16 protein-coding genes are annotated in these 15,788 nt (G+C 69.9%); 4 read left to right on the top strand and 12 right to left on the bottom strand.

Features of this window, described 5'->3' with window-relative positions:
• Positions 1-56: 56 nt before the first annotated feature.
• Positions 57-1,469, top strand: coding sequence for an FAD/NAD(P)-binding protein (locus ACFWZ1_RS03965; RefSeq protein WP_439665522.1), 1,413 nt, complete (start codon positions 57-59; stop codon positions 1,467-1,469).
• Positions 1,470-1,523: 54 nt separating this feature from the next.
• On the opposite strand, the gene ACFWZ1_RS03960 is transcribed toward ACFWZ1_RS03965, so the two are convergent.
• The 9 genes from ACFWZ1_RS03960 to ACFWZ1_RS03920 all read right to left on the bottom strand — a co-directional run bounded on the left by ACFWZ1_RS03960 (position 1,524) and on the right by ACFWZ1_RS03920 (position 10,644).
• On the bottom strand, positions 1,524-2,291 hold the full coding sequence (locus tag ACFWZ1_RS03960; RefSeq protein ID WP_439665521.1) for an isocitrate lyase/PEP mutase family protein: 768 nt from the start codon (positions 2,289-2,291) through the stop codon (positions 1,524-1,526).
• A gap of 114 nt (positions 2,292-2,405) precedes the next feature.
• On the bottom strand, positions 2,406-2,561 hold the full coding sequence (locus ACFWZ1_RS03955) for a hypothetical protein (protein WP_439665520.1): 156 nt from the start codon (positions 2,559-2,561) through the stop codon (positions 2,406-2,408).
• A gap of 163 nt (positions 2,562-2,724) precedes the next feature.
• A complete protein-coding gene (locus ACFWZ1_RS03950) occupies positions 2,725-3,555 on the bottom strand; it encodes a helix-turn-helix domain-containing protein (protein WP_439665519.1) in 831 nt (276 codons plus the stop codon).
• A gap of 41 nt (positions 3,556-3,596) precedes the next feature.
• Complete coding sequence (locus ACFWZ1_RS03945) at positions 3,597-4,898, bottom strand: diguanylate cyclase (RefSeq protein ID WP_439665518.1); 1,302 nt, start codon at positions 4,896-4,898, stop codon at positions 3,597-3,599.
• Between the two features lie 131 nt (positions 4,899-5,029).
• The gene (locus ACFWZ1_RS03940; RefSeq protein WP_439665517.1) at positions 5,030-5,749 is read right to left on the bottom strand and encodes a c-type cytochrome; all 720 of its coding nucleotides are present in this window, start codon (positions 5,747-5,749) and stop codon (positions 5,030-5,032) included.
• A 10-nt stretch (positions 5,750-5,759) separates the two neighbouring features.
• The gene (locus tag ACFWZ1_RS03935) at positions 5,760-8,351 is read right to left on the bottom strand and encodes an MtrB/PioB family outer membrane beta-barrel protein (RefSeq protein ID WP_439665516.1); all 2,592 of its coding nucleotides are present in this window, start codon (positions 8,349-8,351) and stop codon (positions 5,760-5,762) included.
• Between the two features lie 28 nt (positions 8,352-8,379).
• Complete coding sequence (locus ACFWZ1_RS03930; RefSeq protein WP_439665515.1) at positions 8,380-9,507, bottom strand: DmsE family decaheme c-type cytochrome; 1,128 nt, start codon at positions 9,505-9,507, stop codon at positions 8,380-8,382.
• Positions 9,508-9,819: 312 nt separating this feature from the next.
• A complete protein-coding gene (locus ACFWZ1_RS03925) occupies positions 9,820-10,446 on the bottom strand; it encodes an HAD hydrolase-like protein (RefSeq protein ID WP_439665514.1) in 627 nt (208 codons plus the stop codon).
• Positions 10,447-10,491: 45 nt separating this feature from the next.
• The gene (locus ACFWZ1_RS03920; protein WP_439665513.1) at positions 10,492-10,644 is read right to left on the bottom strand and encodes a hypothetical protein; all 153 of its coding nucleotides are present in this window, start codon (positions 10,642-10,644) and stop codon (positions 10,492-10,494) included.
• Positions 10,645-10,772: 128 nt separating this feature from the next.
• Between ACFWZ1_RS03920 and ACFWZ1_RS03915 the strand changes: the two genes are divergently transcribed.
• Entirely contained in the window at positions 10,773-11,630 is an 858-nt protein-coding gene (locus ACFWZ1_RS03915; RefSeq protein WP_439665512.1) for a helix-turn-helix domain-containing protein, read from the top strand.
• On the opposite strand, the gene ACFWZ1_RS03910 is transcribed toward ACFWZ1_RS03915, so the two are convergent.
• On the bottom strand, positions 11,627-11,995 hold the full coding sequence (locus tag ACFWZ1_RS03910; protein WP_439665511.1) for a VOC family protein: 369 nt from the start codon (positions 11,993-11,995) through the stop codon (positions 11,627-11,629). The genes ACFWZ1_RS03915 and ACFWZ1_RS03910 overlap by 4 nt on opposite strands.
• Before the next feature lie 165 nt (positions 11,996-12,160).
• Positions 12,161-14,098: an ATP-dependent DNA helicase gene (locus tag ACFWZ1_RS03905; RefSeq protein WP_439665510.1), complete on the bottom strand. Its 1,938-nt coding sequence runs from the start codon at positions 14,096-14,098 to the stop codon at positions 12,161-12,163.
• Between the two features lie 92 nt (positions 14,099-14,190).
• On the opposite strand from ACFWZ1_RS03905, the gene ACFWZ1_RS03900 reads away from it, so the two are divergent.
• Positions 14,191-14,763, top strand: a complete 573-nt coding sequence (locus tag ACFWZ1_RS03900; protein ID WP_439665509.1) for a TMEM175 family protein — start codon at positions 14,191-14,193, stop codon at positions 14,761-14,763.
• 70 nt (positions 14,764-14,833) lie between these two features.
• On the top strand, positions 14,834-15,223 hold the full coding sequence (locus tag ACFWZ1_RS03895; RefSeq protein WP_439665508.1) for an MAPEG family protein: 390 nt from the start codon (positions 14,834-14,836) through the stop codon (positions 15,221-15,223).
• Positions 15,224-15,263: 40 nt separating this feature from the next.
• Here ACFWZ1_RS03895 and ACFWZ1_RS03890 read toward each other — a convergent pair whose 3' ends face one another.
• Entirely contained in the window at positions 15,264-15,785 is a 522-nt protein-coding gene (locus tag ACFWZ1_RS03890; RefSeq protein ID WP_439665507.1) for a tetratricopeptide repeat protein, read from the bottom strand.
• Positions 15,786-15,788: the final 3 nt, after the last annotated feature.

Genomic DNA, 15,788 nt, shown 5'->3' with positions numbered 1-15,788 from the left:
CTTCCCGCCCTGCCGCGTGGCAGAGCGCTGCCGGGTTGTTTCCGACAGGAGTGCGTATGGCTGACATTGCGATCATCGGCGGGGGCGCCGCGGGCGCCTCGCTTTTCGGCGAGTTGCTGCGGCGCGGCGCGCGCGTGCACTGGATCACCGGCGACCGCACGGTGGCCGGCCGTGGCGTCGCCTACGCCGCCGGCAGCGACCGGCACCTGCTCAACGTGCGTGCACACTCGATGGGCCTGTTCGCCGGCAGCGAGGGCGAGTTCCTGCAGTTCGCCGCGCGGCAGGTCGATGGCGTCGGCGGTGACGACTTCCTGCCGCGCGGCCTGTTCGGCGACTTCATCGAGGCGCAGGTGCGTTCCTGCGCGGACCAGGCGTTGCAGCAGGGGCGGCAGTTCCAGATCCACGGCGAGGATGCGGTCCAGATCGAGCCGCTGTGCGACGGCGGCTACGCGGTCCGTCTCGCCGGCGGCGTACTGATCAAGGCCGACGCGGTCGTGCTCGCGCTGGGTGCGCTGGCGCCGCGGCCGCTGAAGGCGGTGACGCGCGAGGCGCTGCAGAGCGGAGCCTACGTGCTCGACCCGTGGCGCATCGCGCGACGGGAACCGGCGCCGCACCGCGTGCTGGTGATCGGCACCGGACTCACGGCGGTCGACACGCTGCTCTCCGCCGCCGAGCGCTGGCCGACGGCCGAACTGGTGGCGCTATCCCGCCACGGCCGATTCCCGTTCGAGCACACCGCGCTGCCGCCGGCGCCGTACGCGCGGCAGTCGGCGCTCAATACCGCCCTGCTTGCCTGCGAGAACCCTCTCGCCATGCTCAGGCACGTGCATGCCGCCATCGAAGCCTCGCCACGCACGGACTGGCGCAGCCTGCTCGACGGCATGCGCCCGATCAACGCGCGCCTGTGGCGGCGGCTGGATGCGCAGCAACGGCGGCAGTTCCTGCGCCACCTGCGCTGGGTGTGGGAGGCGGCGCGCCACCGCGTCGCGCCGGCTTCGGCCCGCGCGCTGGACGCGATGCTCGAACAAGGTCGCCTGCAGGTACACGCCGCGCGCGTGCTTGGCGTCGACGGACACGGGCCGTTGCAGGTCAGCGTGCGCCACCGCGCCACGCAGCAATTGGACACGCTCGGCGCGGACCTGGTGATCCAGGCCACCGGACTGGACACCGCCGTCGCGTTCACCGAGCACACGCTGCTTTCGCGACTGCTGCGCGATGGATTGGCCACGCCCGACCCGCTGCAACTGGGCGTGGCTGCGCATCCGGACGGGCAACTGCTCAACGCCCGCGGCGAGCTGCAGGTCGGGTTGTACGCGATCGGGGCGCTGCTGCGCGGCAATCTGTGGGAGTGCAGCGCGATGGCCGAGATCCGCGTGGCCGCACAGCAACTGGCCCGTCGGCTGGCAGGAGCGGATGCGCAGGTGCCGCGCGAAAGCGCGATCACCGCGCGGCCCGCCCTGGCCCCGTAACGGGGCTTCAGCCCACCGACGTTTCCGGAGATCGATGGGCGGAAGCCCGCTACGTTACGCCATGGCCGCCCTGGCCGCCTCGGCCAGCCACTGCATGGCTCCGCGCCAGGGGCCCGGCCCGTGGCTGACGCGCGCCACGCCCAGTTCGCCCAGGCGCGCACGACCCGGCACACCCGGCATGACCATGACGTTGACCGGCAGCGGCGAGGCTTCGGCCAGGCGCGCGATCAGCGACTCGGCAACCACGCCGGGGACGAACAGGCCGCTCGCGCCGGCATCGGCGTAGGCGCGGGCGCGCTGCAACGCATCCTCGACCATCGCCATGTCGTGCTCGGCGGCGGGCTTCTGGAAGAACACGTCCGTGCGCGCGTTGATGAACATCGCCACGCCCGCGTCGTCTGCCGCCGCGCGCGCGGCGGCGAGACGCTGGACTTGCGCGGCGGTGTCGCGCAGGCGGCCGTTGGCGGGAAAACTGTCTTCCAGGTTGCAACCGACCGCACCACCGCGCAGCGCCGCGGCGACGGTGGCGCCGACTTCGTCGGGCGCTTCGCCGTAGCCGCTTTCCAGGTCGATCGTCACCGGTTGCGTGACCGCGCCGACGATGCGGCGCAGGTTATCCAGGGCGAGCGGGAACGGCATGTGTTCGCCGTCCTCGAAACCGTTCGCGCCCGCGACCGACCAACTGCCGGTGGCGATCGCCGCGGCGCCGGCTTCGGCCACCACGCGCGCGCTGCCGGCGTCCCAGGCGTTGAAGAGCACCAGCGGCCGGCCTTTCACGTGCAGGGCATGGAACAGCCGGGCCTTGTCGTTCTGCGAAGTCATTGGTCACTCCATCGGGATCGCACGCATCGGCGCACGGGGGCCTGGTGGCCGCCGTGGCTTGCGCGGGGGAAACCGCACCGCCACGTCCGGGCGGTGCGGTTCGGGGGGCCGGCGTCACGCCGGCTTCGACGCCACCGCGGAGGCGTGCGCCTCCTTCAGCTTGACGGCGCAATCGTCGCAACAGACCTCGACCGTCTGTCCGCCGATCCGTACCTGGATGGCGTTTTCGTCCAGCGGGTAATCGCATGCGGCGCAGGTTCGCTCACTCATGTCGGATCCTCCTAACCATTGGTGGAACACCCTCGGCGTTCGTCTTCGCAAACCGCCACGCGCTTTTGCGCGGGCAATACGGGATGAAGGCCGGGTGTCGCCCGGGGTGGGCGTGATCAGTAGACCCCGGATGCGCTCCGGACGCTGTCGAAAACTTTAGCGATCATCGGTGCAGCGCGATCTGGCGGAACTCGCTGGGCGTGCGCCCGTACATCTTCTGGAATGCAGCGCTGAAGTGGCTGTGGCTGGAAAAGCCCAGGTCCACGCCCAGCGCGGCGAGGTCGTCGTAATCGCTCAAGAGGTCCAGCGCGCGCGCCAGGCGCAGGCGCAACTGGTAGCGGTACAGCGGCACGCCCTCGACCTGGCGGAAGCTCTGGGTGAGGTAGACCGCCGACACGCCGACTTTCGCCGCCACCTCGGCCAGCGTCCAGCGACGCGCCAGGTCGCGCGAGAGGACCAGCTTGGCTCGGTCGACCAGACGCTGGCGGCCGTGGCTGGAAGCGGCCGCGTGGGTGGTGCGCGGCGCGAGGGCGCGGTGCACCAGGGTCAGCGTCAGGCTCTCGCCCTCCAGCGGCTCGGCGACGTTCTCGCGCAGCGAGTGGCGCAACAGCGCCACCAGCGCCTGCGCGCGCGGGTCGATGCGCAGGCGCGACTCGCGAAAGCGCAGCGGCTCGTCCGGAAACACCAGTTCGGCCGGCGCGATCTCGCGCAGCAGCACCTCGTCCAGGGTCATCGACAGGCTCGCATCGCCGCCCGGGTTGGGATGGCTGACCTGGTAGTCCTCCCCCGCGTTGAAGAACAGCACCTGGCTCGCATCGGCTACCGCGTCGTCACTGCCGACATGGCGCACGTATGTGCCGCGATAGGGGAAGACCAGGTGCGTGCGGCTGGCTCGCTCAACCTCGCCCCGGTGCCGACAGGTGCCGGCACAGACCACATCGTGCACGTCGACCAGCGGCGTGCTGAGCAAGGTCTGGACCTGGAAATCCGTCATGGGCGGAGCAAGGCGGCAAGGGGATGCGCAGATTAGCGCTCTCAGCCGGTGGCGGAGGTGGGCCGCCAGCCGCCACCGGCATCCGTGCGTCGCTGGCCCTTGCGGGCGTAGAGCATGCGGTCGGCCGCTTCCATCAGCGCCGCGGCGGCCCAGCCGTGTTCGGGAGCGGCACCGATGCCGATACTGGCGCCGGGCCGGGCCGACTCGCGCGCGGCGGCCTCGTTGAGGCCGGCCTCGATGCGGCCGGCGATATCCTCGGCCTGTGCCAGCGTGGTGCGCGGAAGCACCACCAGGAATTCGTCGCCGCCGTAGCGGCCCAGCCGGTCGCCGTCGCGCAGCATCTCGCGCAGGCGCGTCGCCACCCAGACCAGCGCGCGGTCGCCCGCGCTGTGCCCGAACTGGTCGTTGATGGTCTTGAAGCGGTCCAGGTCGATCATGAACAGGCTGAGCGGCGCCTGCTCGCGGGCATGCGCGGCAAGGTCCGCTTCCAGCGCAGCCAGGACGCCGCGGCGATTCAGCACGCCGGTCAGCGGGTCCTGCGCCGCTTCGGTCAGCAGGCTCTGGCGCGAGGTCTCCCAGTACGCCGCCATCTCGTTGAAGCGCTCGGCCAGGAGCGTGAGTTCGTCGCTGCCGCTGACCGGCGCGCGCACCCCAGGCACGCCCTCGCCCATGCTGCGCGCGGCGCGGCCCAGCTCATGGATCGGCCGAAGCAGCGAGCGCACCAGCGCGGCCACCATCAGCGCGGCGGCGAAAAGCGTCAGTGCCCATCCGGCCACCAGCCAGCGCAACTGCTGGTGGCGCTGGGCGATCGCGCGGAGATAGCGGGCCTTGACCACGGCCGTGAGCTGTCGCCGGGCCTTGGCGATCTCGTCGATGGCCGCCTGCAGTTCCGCCCGGGCGCGGGCGTCGGCGATTGCGTCGGCCTGGCCGGGGGCCAACGGCCTGACCTGCTCGATCAAGCGGCGCACCGAGGGACGGGCGCTGTCCCAGGCCTGTTCGGCCTCGCCGACCTCCGGGGCAATGGCGGTGCCTTGGTCAACTGCCTCGATACTGGCGAAGGTCTTGTCGATCGTGTCGGCCAGCGCCGCGAAGTTGGGCGAGGACTGGCCCGACTGCTCCTCCAGTTCGTCGACCAGCGCGCGCTGCAGATAGTGCTCGAGCGTGCTCAGCGGCAAAAGCATGGTCACCGACTCTTCGACCGACTCGCTGAAGCCCGCCTCCTGTTCGTTGAGCACCGCTACGCTGACCACGCTCAGTGCGACCAGTGGCAACAGCACCAGCACAAGGAAGAGCGCCAGGCGCTGGGCAACGGTGAGCTGCCGTAACCGTTGTTCCCATCTCATCCCGAAGCCTCCGGCCCGCGTCAGACCGGCCGAAGACTAGCGGCTTGAACGGCGACGAAGGGTGACGCGTGTCAGACCGTCGCGTGCGGCCTTCCCGTCCGTCCGCTCCTCCCGCGGGAAGCGGTCGCCGCTCACAGGCTGGAGAGATAGGCCGCCAGCGCCTGCACGTCCTCGTCGTCCAGCGAGCGGGCGACGCCTTCCATGATCCGCGTGTTGCTGCTGCCGGGGCGCACGCCGTTGCGGAAGTCGGTGAGACGTTTCGTGAGGTAGATCGCCGACTGTCCGCGCAGGCGCGGGATGGTCGACCAGGGCGGGTGAGGCGAACGGGCCGGCTGCACGCGGGGGCCGAGCGCGTCGCTGCCATGGCAGCCCTGGCAAGGGGGGATGCCGCGCTCCGGATCGCCGGTGAGGAACAGTCGTGCGCCGCGCGAGCTGGCCGCGGCCGGACCGGAGGGTTTCGGGGTGAGCGAGGCGTAGTGGGTGGCGATGTCGCGCATGTCGGTGTCGGTCAGCTGCGCGGCCTGCCCGCTCATGATCGGATCGCTGCGCTGGCCTTGATGGAACGCCTTGAGCTGGACGTACAGGTAGGTGGCCGATTGCCCGGCCAGGTTGGGAAAGTTGGGCGCGATCGCGATGCCTTGGGGCCCGTGACAGGCCGAACACACGCCGTCCTTGCCCGATCCGGCAGCCGCATCGCCCTGGATCGGAGCTTGTGCGCGCAGATCGAGGAACGCGGCCGACGACGCCGCAGCGGGTGTCGCCGATGGCGGCGTGTCGACCCGGGCTTGTGCCCGCAGGGGAACGCAGGCGAGCCCCAGTACGGACAGCAGCGGGAGCAGCAGGCGGTTCATGCGATGGCCCTCACAGCTTGATGCTGAGCATGGCGCCGACCAGCGTGGCGCGGTAATGCAGCTGCGGGCCGCGGTCGGTGTAGATGCGGTGGTCGTAGACCAGCGTGTCGTCGAAGCCCAGGTAGTGCCAGTCCAGGAAGCTGCCGCTCTGGTAGCGGCCGAACAGCCGCACGCCGATGCTGTCGGTGACCGGGAAGCTCAGGCCCGCGTCGAAGGTGCTGGAACGGTAGTGGTTGTCCGGGAAGCTGCCGTCGAGCAGCGGCGCCACATCCGGAAACGTCAGTGCGCCGGGCGAGGCGAAGTCGTAGTTGAGCTGGGAGAGCGACTGGGTGTAGTTCCACGCCAGGTCGAGCTTCACCCGCCCGAAGTCGTGCGCGAATGTGATGCCGGCGTTGTAGTCGCGTTCGCGGTCCAGGTCGTGCCAGTAGTTTTCCAGCGGATAGAGCGTTCCGCCAAAGCTCGGATCGACGCGGCCCGGTCCGCCGAAGGCCGATTCGTCGTCGGCGACGTTGGCGAGCTTGAGCCTCGTCGTTTCGGCGCCGACGTAGATGCTGGCATTGGTATGCGGCCCGGGCTGCCAATCCCACTCGCCAGTGAAGCCGGTGCTGCGCGTATTCTGCCGGCCGACCAGCGCGTCGTATTGGTCGCGGCTGCCGTAGAAGGTCGCCGAGACGGTACTGGTGTCGCCCAGCGGATAGATCAGGATCACCCGTGCCTTGGTTTCCTTGCGGTCGCTCATGTCGTACTTGCGCATGGCGTCGACGGTGAACGCGGGTGGCGGGATGCCGCCGGCGTTGATGAAGCCTGGCAGCGACCTGGAGTAATACGCCTCGTAGGGGTCGTAGTTGTACGTGCCGCCACTGCGATCGCCGTACTCGAAGCTCGCCCGCAACGTGGCGTCGCCCAGCGAGCGGCTGACCCAGGAGAGCTTGATGCGCTGCTCGTCCAGCCGCGTGCGTTCGCGGTGGCGCGGCTGGTTGTGGTCGAAGGTGTAGACCAGGCTGAGCGAATCGGATTCGCCGACGTTCCAGTCCGCGCCCAGTTCCAGCAGCGTGTCGCGGTAGCCGAACGGCACGCTGGCGATCTGCACGTTGGAGGTGGCGTAGTAGCCGTTGTCGAAGATGCCCGTCTCGCCCGGCACCACGCTGCCCTGCGCGCCGTTCTCGGAGATGTAGCCGTACTGCCCGGTGAGCGGGTTGTAGGCCAGGTAGCGGGTCTTGTTGTCCTCGTCGTAATAGCGCAGTTCCGCGTGCCAGCCGAAGCGGCGGCCCGGGTGGAAGCTGAGCTTGGCGTCGAACAATCCGGTGTCGATGCGCGCGTTGGCATGCGTGCGCGAGAGCGCCGCGGGCGTGTTCCACAGGTCGCACGGGATCAGCTGCTGAAGCGGCACCACGGCGAAGCCCAGCGTGCCGGTGCAATTGACCGGCGGCAGCAGCGCGTCGTTCTGGCGCATGGTCCCGTAGGCGGCCGCCAGCGAGAGTTCGCCGCGCCACTTGAGCTCGCGTGACAGCTCCAGGCGCAGGTTGTGGTAGTCGTTGTCCGGTTCCAGCGAATACTCGCCATCGACCACCGGCGCGACGTTGGGAACGCCGACCACGTTGTGGATCAGGAACGGGTTCTGGTAGTCCAGGTAACTCTTGTGGTCGCGGAAGAACGAGCCGCTGTAGAGCGCGTTGAAGTGCCACAGCTTGCCGACGCGACGCAGGCCGATGTTGACGTCGGTCGTGGTGAAATCGATCGGCCGGACCGTTTCCATGATGCCGCCGTCGCCACCGAACGGGGAGCCGGTGTCGGTGAAGAACGGATAGTTGAAGAACATCGGCCCGCCCCACAGCCGCGTGCCGTCACGCTTCTCGCTGGTGATCGACGCAAAGCCGATCCAGTCGCGGTAGAGCGCGCCTTCGAGGCTGAGGCCCGTGCGCGTGCGGGTCAGCGCGATGGTGCGCCGGGGCGCGGCAGCCGAGGCCGCCTGCACGGCGGCGATGGTGCTGCCGCCCGGGACGAGGCTCGCCGGCAAGGTGAGGTTGCTGCTGCCGATGCCGTCCCAGATCGGGAAAGCGTTGGTCGACACCGTGTGCGGGATGTCGCGGTAGAACGCCTGGAACTTGTAGTGTCCGTAACGGCCGGCGCGCAGGCGGTAATACTGGTCGTCGCCGCTGATCCGGCTGCCGCGGAACTCGACGTAGCTGCCGGTCTTCGGATTGTCGAAACCCAGCGCGAACAGGCCCAGCGCGGCGCCGTTCTTCCAGTCGGTGTACTGGCGGAAGAACTCCGCGTTGCGGTCGCCGCCGACGTGGATGTAGCCCAGTTGCAGCAGGCCCCAATAGGTCCAGTCGCCGCCCTGCCCCGACGGCTTGCCGGCGAAGTCGTACGGGTAGGGATAGAGCGCGCCACTGGGCGTGCGCAGCATGCCCGGGTGCAGCCACGACATGCCGTCCGGACCGGGCGTCATCAACGGCGACCAGCCGCGCGGGTCCAGCCCGTTGCCGTACTGCATGTCGCCCACGCGCATGGTGTCGCTGCTGTCGCTGGCGTGCGCCAGCGGCGCGCCGGCCAGCAGCGCGAGGAGAATGGCGCGGGACATCGGATGGATGGTGCGCATGGCGTGGCTCCTCCCCCGCTTTTTCGCCCTATTTGTGGAAGCGCGAGCCCGAAGGGTTGTTCGAGCCGTGGATGTTGGTGTGGCAGGTCAGGCAGGCGCGGCCCATCAGGCGCTCGTCGGGGTTCGGCCCGCGGCCCAGGTTGGTCGGCACCTGCAGGTCGTTCGGGTGGCGCGTCATGGTGTGGCACTGCTGGCACAGCATCGGCACCGGCGCCACCAGCAGCGTCTGCTGGTTGGAGCCGTGCGGGTCGTGGCAGTTGAGGCAGCTCTCGCGCACCGGCGCGTGCTCGAACAGGAACGGTCCGCGCTTCTCGGCGTGGCACGCGTAGCAGGTCTCGTTGACCGTATCGGTCTTCAGCAGCGGACGGGTCAGCGTGCCGTGCGGGTTGTGGCAATCGGTGCAGGCCATCTGCCCTTCCGGCAGCGGCATGTGCGAGCGCCGGTTGAACTTGGCCATGATGTCCTTGTGGCAGGTGGCGCAGACCTCGTTGATCGAAGGCTTGGCGAGCACGCCCTCGGGCGACAGCCGCGCCATCGGGTTGTGGCAATCGGCGCACGACAGCCCGCGCGCCTCGTGCACCGAGCCAAGCCAGTGCTGGCGCGCGCCGCCGGCGTGGCAGCCCAGGCAGACGGTGGTCTGGGTGTGCACGTCGGTTTTCGCGCCGTGGGTGAAGGCGATGATCGCGCCGGGTTCGGTCGGGTTCTTCGCGTGTTCCGAGCCCGGGCCGTGGCAGCTCTCGCAGGCCGCCTGCGGACCGCTGTGGGCCGCGCCGGCATTGAACGCCTGCACGTGCACGGAGTGGGCGGCGTGCATGTCCTCCAGCGAATGGCAGGCGGCGCAGGTCTTCGCACCGACGGGGTCGGCGTCGGGCGCCAGCGGGTTGTGCGGGATCGGGGCGGCGTCGAACGAGGTGGCGGGGCTGTCCTCGACCTGGCGCAGATGCGGGTTGTCCTTGCGGAAATCGCCCGCGCCCATGTCGGTGGCCGGGAGCATGCGCGCGATGTCGGACTGGGTCAGCCCGCTGGACGGCTGGCTTGCGGCCGGCGCGGGCTCGGTCTGCGGGGTCGATTGCGCGCGGGCCGCGGACCACACCACGCCGCCGAGCCCCACGGCAATGGACAGCACGGCCGCGAACGAAACCGGTATGGCACGCATGGCTGGCATCCCCGATGGCTGGCGAGAACCTTCGACGCAGACCCCGCCCCCGCGGAGTCCGGCACGGCGGCGCATGCATCCGCCGCCGGAGCCGAATAGACCCTCCAGCGTGAAGCGCGGATGCAAGCGCTTCGGGCAGTTCCGGCGGCCGAAGCGAGTAACTGCCGCCGGAACCCACGGTAAGTGCCGCCTGGCGGCTTCGGGGTTGCATGGGCCCGCCGGAAACGCAGGCGCGCCCATTCCCTGGTCGGAGCTACTGGTGGGCGATGCTTATCGCCGGGCTGGGCGGAAGAGCACCGCCCACAGCGGGCTCTACAAAGAGTGCGCCAGCATGGCCAGTTCGTCGGCGTAGTGAAACAGATGGGCCGGCAGCAGGCGCTGCAGCGATTGCGGCGCTCCATAGCCCCAGGCGACAGCGCCGAAATCGACCCCGGCGGCGCGCGCCGCCTCGCCATCGGTGATCTGGTCGCCGACATAGATGGCGCGCGGCGGGAGGGTGCCGGTGGCCCTTAGCACGCGCGCGATGCGCCGGCGCTTTCCGAAAATCGACGCGCCGCACTCGGCATGCGCCAGCCGTCGCCAATGTTCGTCGCCGAGGATCCGGCGGCAGTTGTCGCTGGTGTTGGAAGAGACCAGCGCGGTCGCCACGCCGCGCACGTGCAGGGTTTCCAGCGCCTCGGCGACGCCGTCGAACAGGCGGACATCCGCCTCGCGCATCAGCCGCACGAAGCTGCGTGCCACCAGCGGAAGCTTCCAGCGCGGCAAGCCCAGGCGCTGCATGATCTCGCGCGCCGACAACCGGCGAAGCGGCTCGACCTCGGCCGGCTCGATGCGGCGGAAGCCGTGGCGGTCGGCCAGGCTGTTGTGAACGCTCACGAAAAACGGGAAGGAATCGGCAAGCGTGCCGTCCAGGTCGAAGATGATCAGGTCGTAGCGCATGGGCGGCCTTGGGCGGCGTGCACGGGGCACGCCGCCGACAGGACTTCAGGCGTTCGGCTCGCCGCAGCGGCAGGGCTGGCCGATGCCGCAACCGCAACCGCAGCCGGGCTGGCTGGCGGGGGCGGCCTGGCAGCCGCAGGTGCAGGTGGCGCCGGCGCAGTTGGCACAGCGGCAGGCGAAGGTGTCGGTGTTGTTCATGGTCGTGTCCTCGATGGGTAGGGGAACGGATGCTCGATCCGTGGACGCCATTTTCAGGACCGCCCCTACCGCACGCTTGAATCGAGGGGCTAACCTTCGCGGGTCCCTGTTCGACGCGGAGGCCCGCGATGTCCCCAGGCATGGCCGGCAACGGCAGCGATTCCCGCCGCGGCGCGGGTGGCGTCGGCCGTGTGTTGTTGTGGAAGGGCGCGAGCGTGTGGGTCGGCCGCGACACCGGACAGGTGCAGCCGCACAGCCACCATGCCATCCAGGTCACGCTCGCCGCGGCGCAACCGATCCGCATCCGCGATGCGGCCGAGGAAACGTGGCACGAAACCTCGGCGGCGATCGTGATGCCCGACCGCTGGCACGTCTTCGACGGCTGCGGCCAGCCGGTGGCGATGGTGTTCGTCGAACCGGAAACGCTGGCCGGCCGCGCCTTGCTCGCGCGTTATGGCGAACACGACGTGAGCCTGCTGCCCGATGACGGCCTGGGTGCGCTCGCCGCCGCGTTGCATGCCGTATTCGACGCGCGCGGCACGGACCAGTCGCTCATCGAGGCGGCGCAGCGCGTGGTCGAACACCTGGCCGCCACGCCCGCCGGACCGCAGGCCGTCGACCGGCGCATCGCCGTGGTGCTGGACCGCGTGCGCGACCAGCCCGGGGCCGAACTCACGCTCTCGCAGGCGGCCGCGATGGCGCACCTGTCGCCCAGCCGCTTCCGCCATCTGTTCGTCGCGCAGACCGGCATTTCGTTCCGCGCCTACCTGCTGTGGGCGCGCGTCGGTTTCGCGGTGGCGCGGGGGCTTGCTGGCGGCTCGTGGACAGAAGCGGCGCAGCAGGCCGGGTTCGCCGATTCGGCGCACCTGAGCCGCACCTGCCGCCGCATGTTCGGCCTGGCGCCGACGATGCTGGTGCCGGAAAACCCGGCGCCCGCGGCCGGTCGCGCCACGGGTCGGCCCGTCGCAGCCGCAAGCCGGGCCTAAGCCGGCGGCTGCCAGAGTTCGATGCGGTTGCCTTCGGGATCCATGATCCAGCCGAACGCGCCGTACTCGCTCTGGTCCACGCGCTCGTCCACCTCCACGCCGTCGGCGCGCAAGCGCTCCAGCAGCCCGGCCAGGTCATCGACGCGGAAGTTGATCATGTAGGCCTGCTGGCTCGGCTCGAAGTACGTGGTGTCGGCGGGAAACGGCGTCCAAAGCAGGTAGCCCGGGCGCGACGCATCCTCCTGGAAACGCACGCCGCCCCACGCTTCCGGCTCGAGCCCGAGGTACCGCGCGTACCACGCCGTCAGCGCGCCCGGATCGCGCGACTTGAAGAAGATCCCACCCAGTCCGATGACCTTGGCCATGTCCGCTCCCGGTTCGCCTACGACCGCGGATGCGGCCGTCTCAGGCGCCGGGCGAATAGTGCGCCAACAGGCCGGTGCTAGCCATCCATTGCCCGCGGGTTTCTGCAGGAGTGCACCGGCACCGCGATGCATGGCAGTCGCGCACAGGCGCACTCCTTCAGGGGATCAGCCGGCGATCGGCAGGGTGGAGCGCTCGAAGAACGCCTGCACGTCGGCCAGCTCGCGGGTACGCGGCATCGGCGGCAGGCTGGCGAGGAACAGGCGGCCGTAACCCTTGCTGGTCAGGCGCGGGTCGCAGAGCACCAGCACGCCGCGGTCGTGCACGTCGCGGATCAGGCGTCCGGCGCCCTGCTTGAGCGCGATCGCGGCGGCAGGTACCTGCCAGCCCATGAACGGATTGATGCCCGACTGCTCCAGCGCATCCAGCCGTGCCTGCAGCACCGGATCGTCGGGCGCGGCGAAGGGCAGCTTGTCGATCACCACCACGCTCAATGCTTCGCCGGCGACATCGACGCCTTCCCAGAAGCTCGCCGCCCCGAGCAGCACACCGTGGCCGCTGGCGCGGAAGTCCTCGAGCAGCTGGTGGCGCGGCGCGCTGCCCTGCACGAACAGCGGCCACGGCACGCGGTCGGCCAGCAGTTCGGCCGCGCGGCGCAGCGCGCGGTGCGAGGTGAACAGCAGGAAGGCGCGGCCGTGGGAGGCTTCGAGTACGTGCAGCGCGGCCTCGATCACCCGTTCGGTATGGTCGCGTGCGTTGGGATCGGGCAGGCCGGCAGGCAGGTAGCACAGGGCCTGGCTGGCGTAGTCGAACGGGCTGTCCAGATGCAGCGCCTGCGGATCGTCCAGGCCGAGCTGGCGGGCGAAGTGGTCGAAGCTGCCGGCGACCGAGAGCGTGGCGGAGGTGTGGATCCATGCCGCGCCGGTGCGCTCACGCATGGCGCGCAGTGGCGCGGCGAGGTCCAGCGGCGTGGCGTGGAGAGAAAAGCCGCGCGGGAAGAGTTCGTACCAGCGAACGTCCTCGGCGCCGCCGCCTTCGACGATGCGGTCGAGCCGTTCGGCGAGCGCGGCCGCGCGCTCGTGCACATTGGCAAGGCCGCGCGAGCGCTCGGCCTGCGAGGCGAGCAGGTCGGTGAAGGCCGCGAGCAGTTCGCCGAGATCCCGGAGTCCTTCGTGCACAGTGGCCAACGCGTCCAGTTGCTGGAACGGGCCACGCGTGGGCAGCGCGTCCATGGCAAGGCGCAGCCGGCGCAGGGCATCCTGCAGCGCCTCGACCGGTTCCAGCAGCAGGCCGATGGCGCCGGTGACGCCGGTGCATTCGCGCAGTGCGTCCGCGGCCAGGTCACCAAGTTGGCGCGCGCTCACGCTCTGCGAGAAGAACTGGCCGGCCAGCTCGGGCACCTGGTGCGCCTCGTCCAGGATGAACGCGCCGGCGCCGGGCAGGATCTCGCCGAAGCCTTCCTGCTTGAGCGCGAGGTCGGCGAACAGCAGGTGATGGTTGACCACCACCAGGTCCGCTTCCAGCGCCTCGCGGCGCGCCTTGACGACGTGGCAGTCGTCGAAGAACGGGCACTCGACGCCCAGGCAGTTTTCCGGCGTGGAGGTGACCCGCGGCCATAGCGGCGATTCCTCCGGGACCTCGGCCAGTTCCATGCGGTCGCCGGCGCGGGTGCGTGCCGACCAGGCGCGGATGGCGGCCAGCTGCGAGGCCTCCGTGCGCTCGAAGGTGCCGCCCTCGCGCACGGTCTGGTCGAGCCGGTAGAGGCACAGGTAATTGGCGCGCCCCTTCAGCAGCGCCGCCTTGCCGCGCGTGCCGAGCACCGCGCGCACCCTGGGAAGGTCGCGGAAATAGAGCTGGTCCTGCAGCGCCTTGGTACCGGTGGAGACGATCACCCGCTCGCCCGAGAGCAGCGCCGGCACGAGGTACGCGTAGGTTTTGCCGGTGCCGGTGCCGGCCTCGGCGATGAGCGTGTCGCGGTTGGCGATGGCGTCGGCGACCGAGCGGGCCATCGCCTGTTGCGCCAGGCGCGGGGCAAAGTTGGGCAGCTCGCGGGCAAACGGGCCGTCGGCGCCGAGCAGCGCGCCGATGTCTTCAGGATCGGTCATCGAGCAAGTATCGCCGAGCCGAGGCGGGGGCGCACTGGCGAGCGACCCGGGTGCCGGCGCACCATGGCGGCAACTTTTCCGGGAAGCGCGCCATGGGTGGGGAAAAGAAGGCCACGGCGGAACGGCTGGCCGCCTACTCCGATGCCGTCTTTGCCGTGATCGTGACGATCATGGTGCTGGAACTGGAGGCACCCGACCGGCCGTCGTTCTCGGCGCTGGTGCCGTTGTGGCCCACGGCGATCAGCTATGCGGTGAGCTATCTCTTCATCGCCGTCATCTGGATCAACCACCACCATCTGATGCGGCTCGCCGATCAGCCAACACTCGGGCTGATATGGATCAATTTCGCCCACCTTTTCCTGGTGTCGCTGCTGCCTTTTGCGACCTCCTGGATCGCGCGCACCGGGCTCGCCTCGGCGCCGATGGTGTTCTATGCCGGACTCTTCGTCTGCATCGACACCGCCTACAACGTCTTCGAACGCCAGGTACTTGCCACGGCGGTCCATCTGCCCGAACGCCCGCGGCGGCTCGCGCGGCGGCGGTCGCTGGTCGTGCTGGCAGTCTTCCTGGCCGCCGCGCTCGTGGCGCTGGTTGCCCCGCGCATCGGATTCGCGCTCATATGCGGCGGCCTGATGCTGCATTTGCGGCCCGAAGCAAGTCGCTGAGCAACGAACCGGCAGGACGCCGAATGCGCCCCGCCCCGCCGATGGCACCACCTCGAACCTGGGAGCACCGATGACGACCGAACTGCAGATGCTGGTATGGAGCGTGATCCTGGGGCTGGCGCAGATCGCCATTGCGGCGGTCGGCTCGATGGCCCAGCGCGGCCCGGGCTGGGCGGCCAGCGCAAGGGACGGGTCTGCGGCGCCGTTGACCGGCGTCCCTGGCCGGCTGGACCGCGCGCGCGCCAATTTCCTGGAGACATTCGCGTTCTTTGCCGCGCTGGTGCTCGCGGTGGTCGCGATGGGCAAACAGGATGCAACCAGCGCGCTCGGCGCGCAGTTGTATTTCTGGGCGCGGCTGGTCTACGTGCCGGTGTATGCGGCGGGCATTCCCTACCTGCGCACGCTGGTTTGGGCGGTGAGCATCGTGGGTATCGTGATGTTGCTCGCCGCGCTGCTCTGAACGCTACCTGCTCCCCTTCCTCCTTTGGGGAGCTAAGCCCTCAGTAACGCGGGACGCCCTCCTTGTGGCAGTCCTGCACGCCCTTGCGCGCCGCGATGGCGCCGTTCTTGTCGCCGGCCTGCTGGCGGATCTCGACCACCGTCTGCCAGTTGCGTGCGCACAGCGGCCCGAGTTGCGGTCCGAGCGACCAGGAATGGCGCGCCAGGCGCTCGGCACTGGTGTAGTCATGCAGGCGGATCGCCACTTCGGCGCGGTCCTGCAACAGGTCCGGCGAGTCGGGATTGAGCTTCAGTGCCTGGTCGAGCTTGGCGGCCGCATCGGCGTAACGGCCAGCGCGTTCGTCCGCCTGGGCCGCGTCCTGCCAGGCACTGACGCCGGGGTCGCGCAAGGGCGCCACGTCGATGACCGACTGCTCGCGAGCGCCGGCTGCGCGAATTGCGCTGACCATGTCGTGGGCTGGCAGCACCGGCTTTTCTTCTTGCGGCGGGACACTGAAACAGCCGGCGAGCAGCAGCGTGGCGAGCGTGGCGGAGGCAAAACGAAAGCGCGAAACGGAAAACATCGA

It is taken from the genome of Frateuria sp. GZRe14 (assembly GCF_051900395.1).
Lineage (GTDB): Bacteria > Pseudomonadota > Gammaproteobacteria > Xanthomonadales > Rhodanobacteraceae > Frateuria_A > Frateuria_A edaphi.
Note: the sequence above shows the minus strand (reverse complement) of the source record. Positions and strands in the feature narration are given on the sequence as shown.

Coding starts and splice junctions, on each gene's coding strand:
- ACFWZ1_RS03900 (WP_439665509.1), top strand. CDS start 14,191: ATGGGTGGGGAAAAGAAGGCCACGGCGGAACGGCTGGCCGCCTACTCC.
- ACFWZ1_RS03955 (WP_439665520.1), bottom strand. CDS start 2,561: ATGAGTGAGCGAACCTGCGCCGCATGCGATTACCCGCTGGACGAAAAC.
- ACFWZ1_RS03910 (WP_439665511.1), bottom strand. CDS start 11,995: ATGGCCAAGGTCATCGGACTGGGTGGGATCTTCTTCAAGTCGCGCGAT.
- ACFWZ1_RS03945 (WP_439665518.1), bottom strand. CDS start 4,898: ATGAGATGGGAACAACGGTTACGGCAGCTCACCGTTGCCCAGCGCCTG.
- ACFWZ1_RS03940 (WP_439665517.1), bottom strand. CDS start 5,749: ATGAACCGCCTGCTGCTCCCGCTGCTGTCCGTACTGGGGCTCGCCTGC.
- ACFWZ1_RS03930 (WP_439665515.1), bottom strand. CDS start 9,507: ATGCGTGCCATACCGGTTTCGTTCGCGGCCGTGCTGTCCATTGCCGTG.
- ACFWZ1_RS03935 (WP_439665516.1), bottom strand. CDS start 8,351: ATGCGCACCATCCATCCGATGTCCCGCGCCATTCTCCTCGCGCTGCTG.
- ACFWZ1_RS03915 (WP_439665512.1), top strand. CDS start 10,773: ATGTCCCCAGGCATGGCCGGCAACGGCAGCGATTCCCGCCGCGGCGCG.
- ACFWZ1_RS03920 (WP_439665513.1), bottom strand. CDS start 10,644: ATGAACAACACCGACACCTTCGCCTGCCGCTGTGCCAACTGCGCCGGC.
- ACFWZ1_RS03965 (WP_439665522.1), top strand. CDS start 57: ATGGCTGACATTGCGATCATCGGCGGGGGCGCCGCGGGCGCCTCGCTT.
- ACFWZ1_RS03895 (WP_439665508.1), top strand. CDS start 14,834: ATGACGACCGAACTGCAGATGCTGGTATGGAGCGTGATCCTGGGGCTG.
- ACFWZ1_RS03960 (WP_439665521.1), bottom strand. CDS start 2,291: ATGACTTCGCAGAACGACAAGGCCCGGCTGTTCCATGCCCTGCACGTG.
- ACFWZ1_RS03950 (WP_439665519.1), bottom strand. CDS start 3,555: ATGACGGATTTCCAGGTCCAGACCTTGCTCAGCACGCCGCTGGTCGAC.
- ACFWZ1_RS03925 (WP_439665514.1), bottom strand. CDS start 10,446: ATGCGCTACGACCTGATCATCTTCGACCTGGACGGCACGCTTGCCGAT.
- ACFWZ1_RS03905 (WP_439665510.1), bottom strand. CDS start 14,098: ATGACCGATCCTGAAGACATCGGCGCGCTGCTCGGCGCCGACGGCCCG.
- ACFWZ1_RS03890 (WP_439665507.1), bottom strand. CDS start 15,785: ATGTTTTCCGTTTCGCGCTTTCGTTTTGCCTCCGCCACGCTCGCCACG.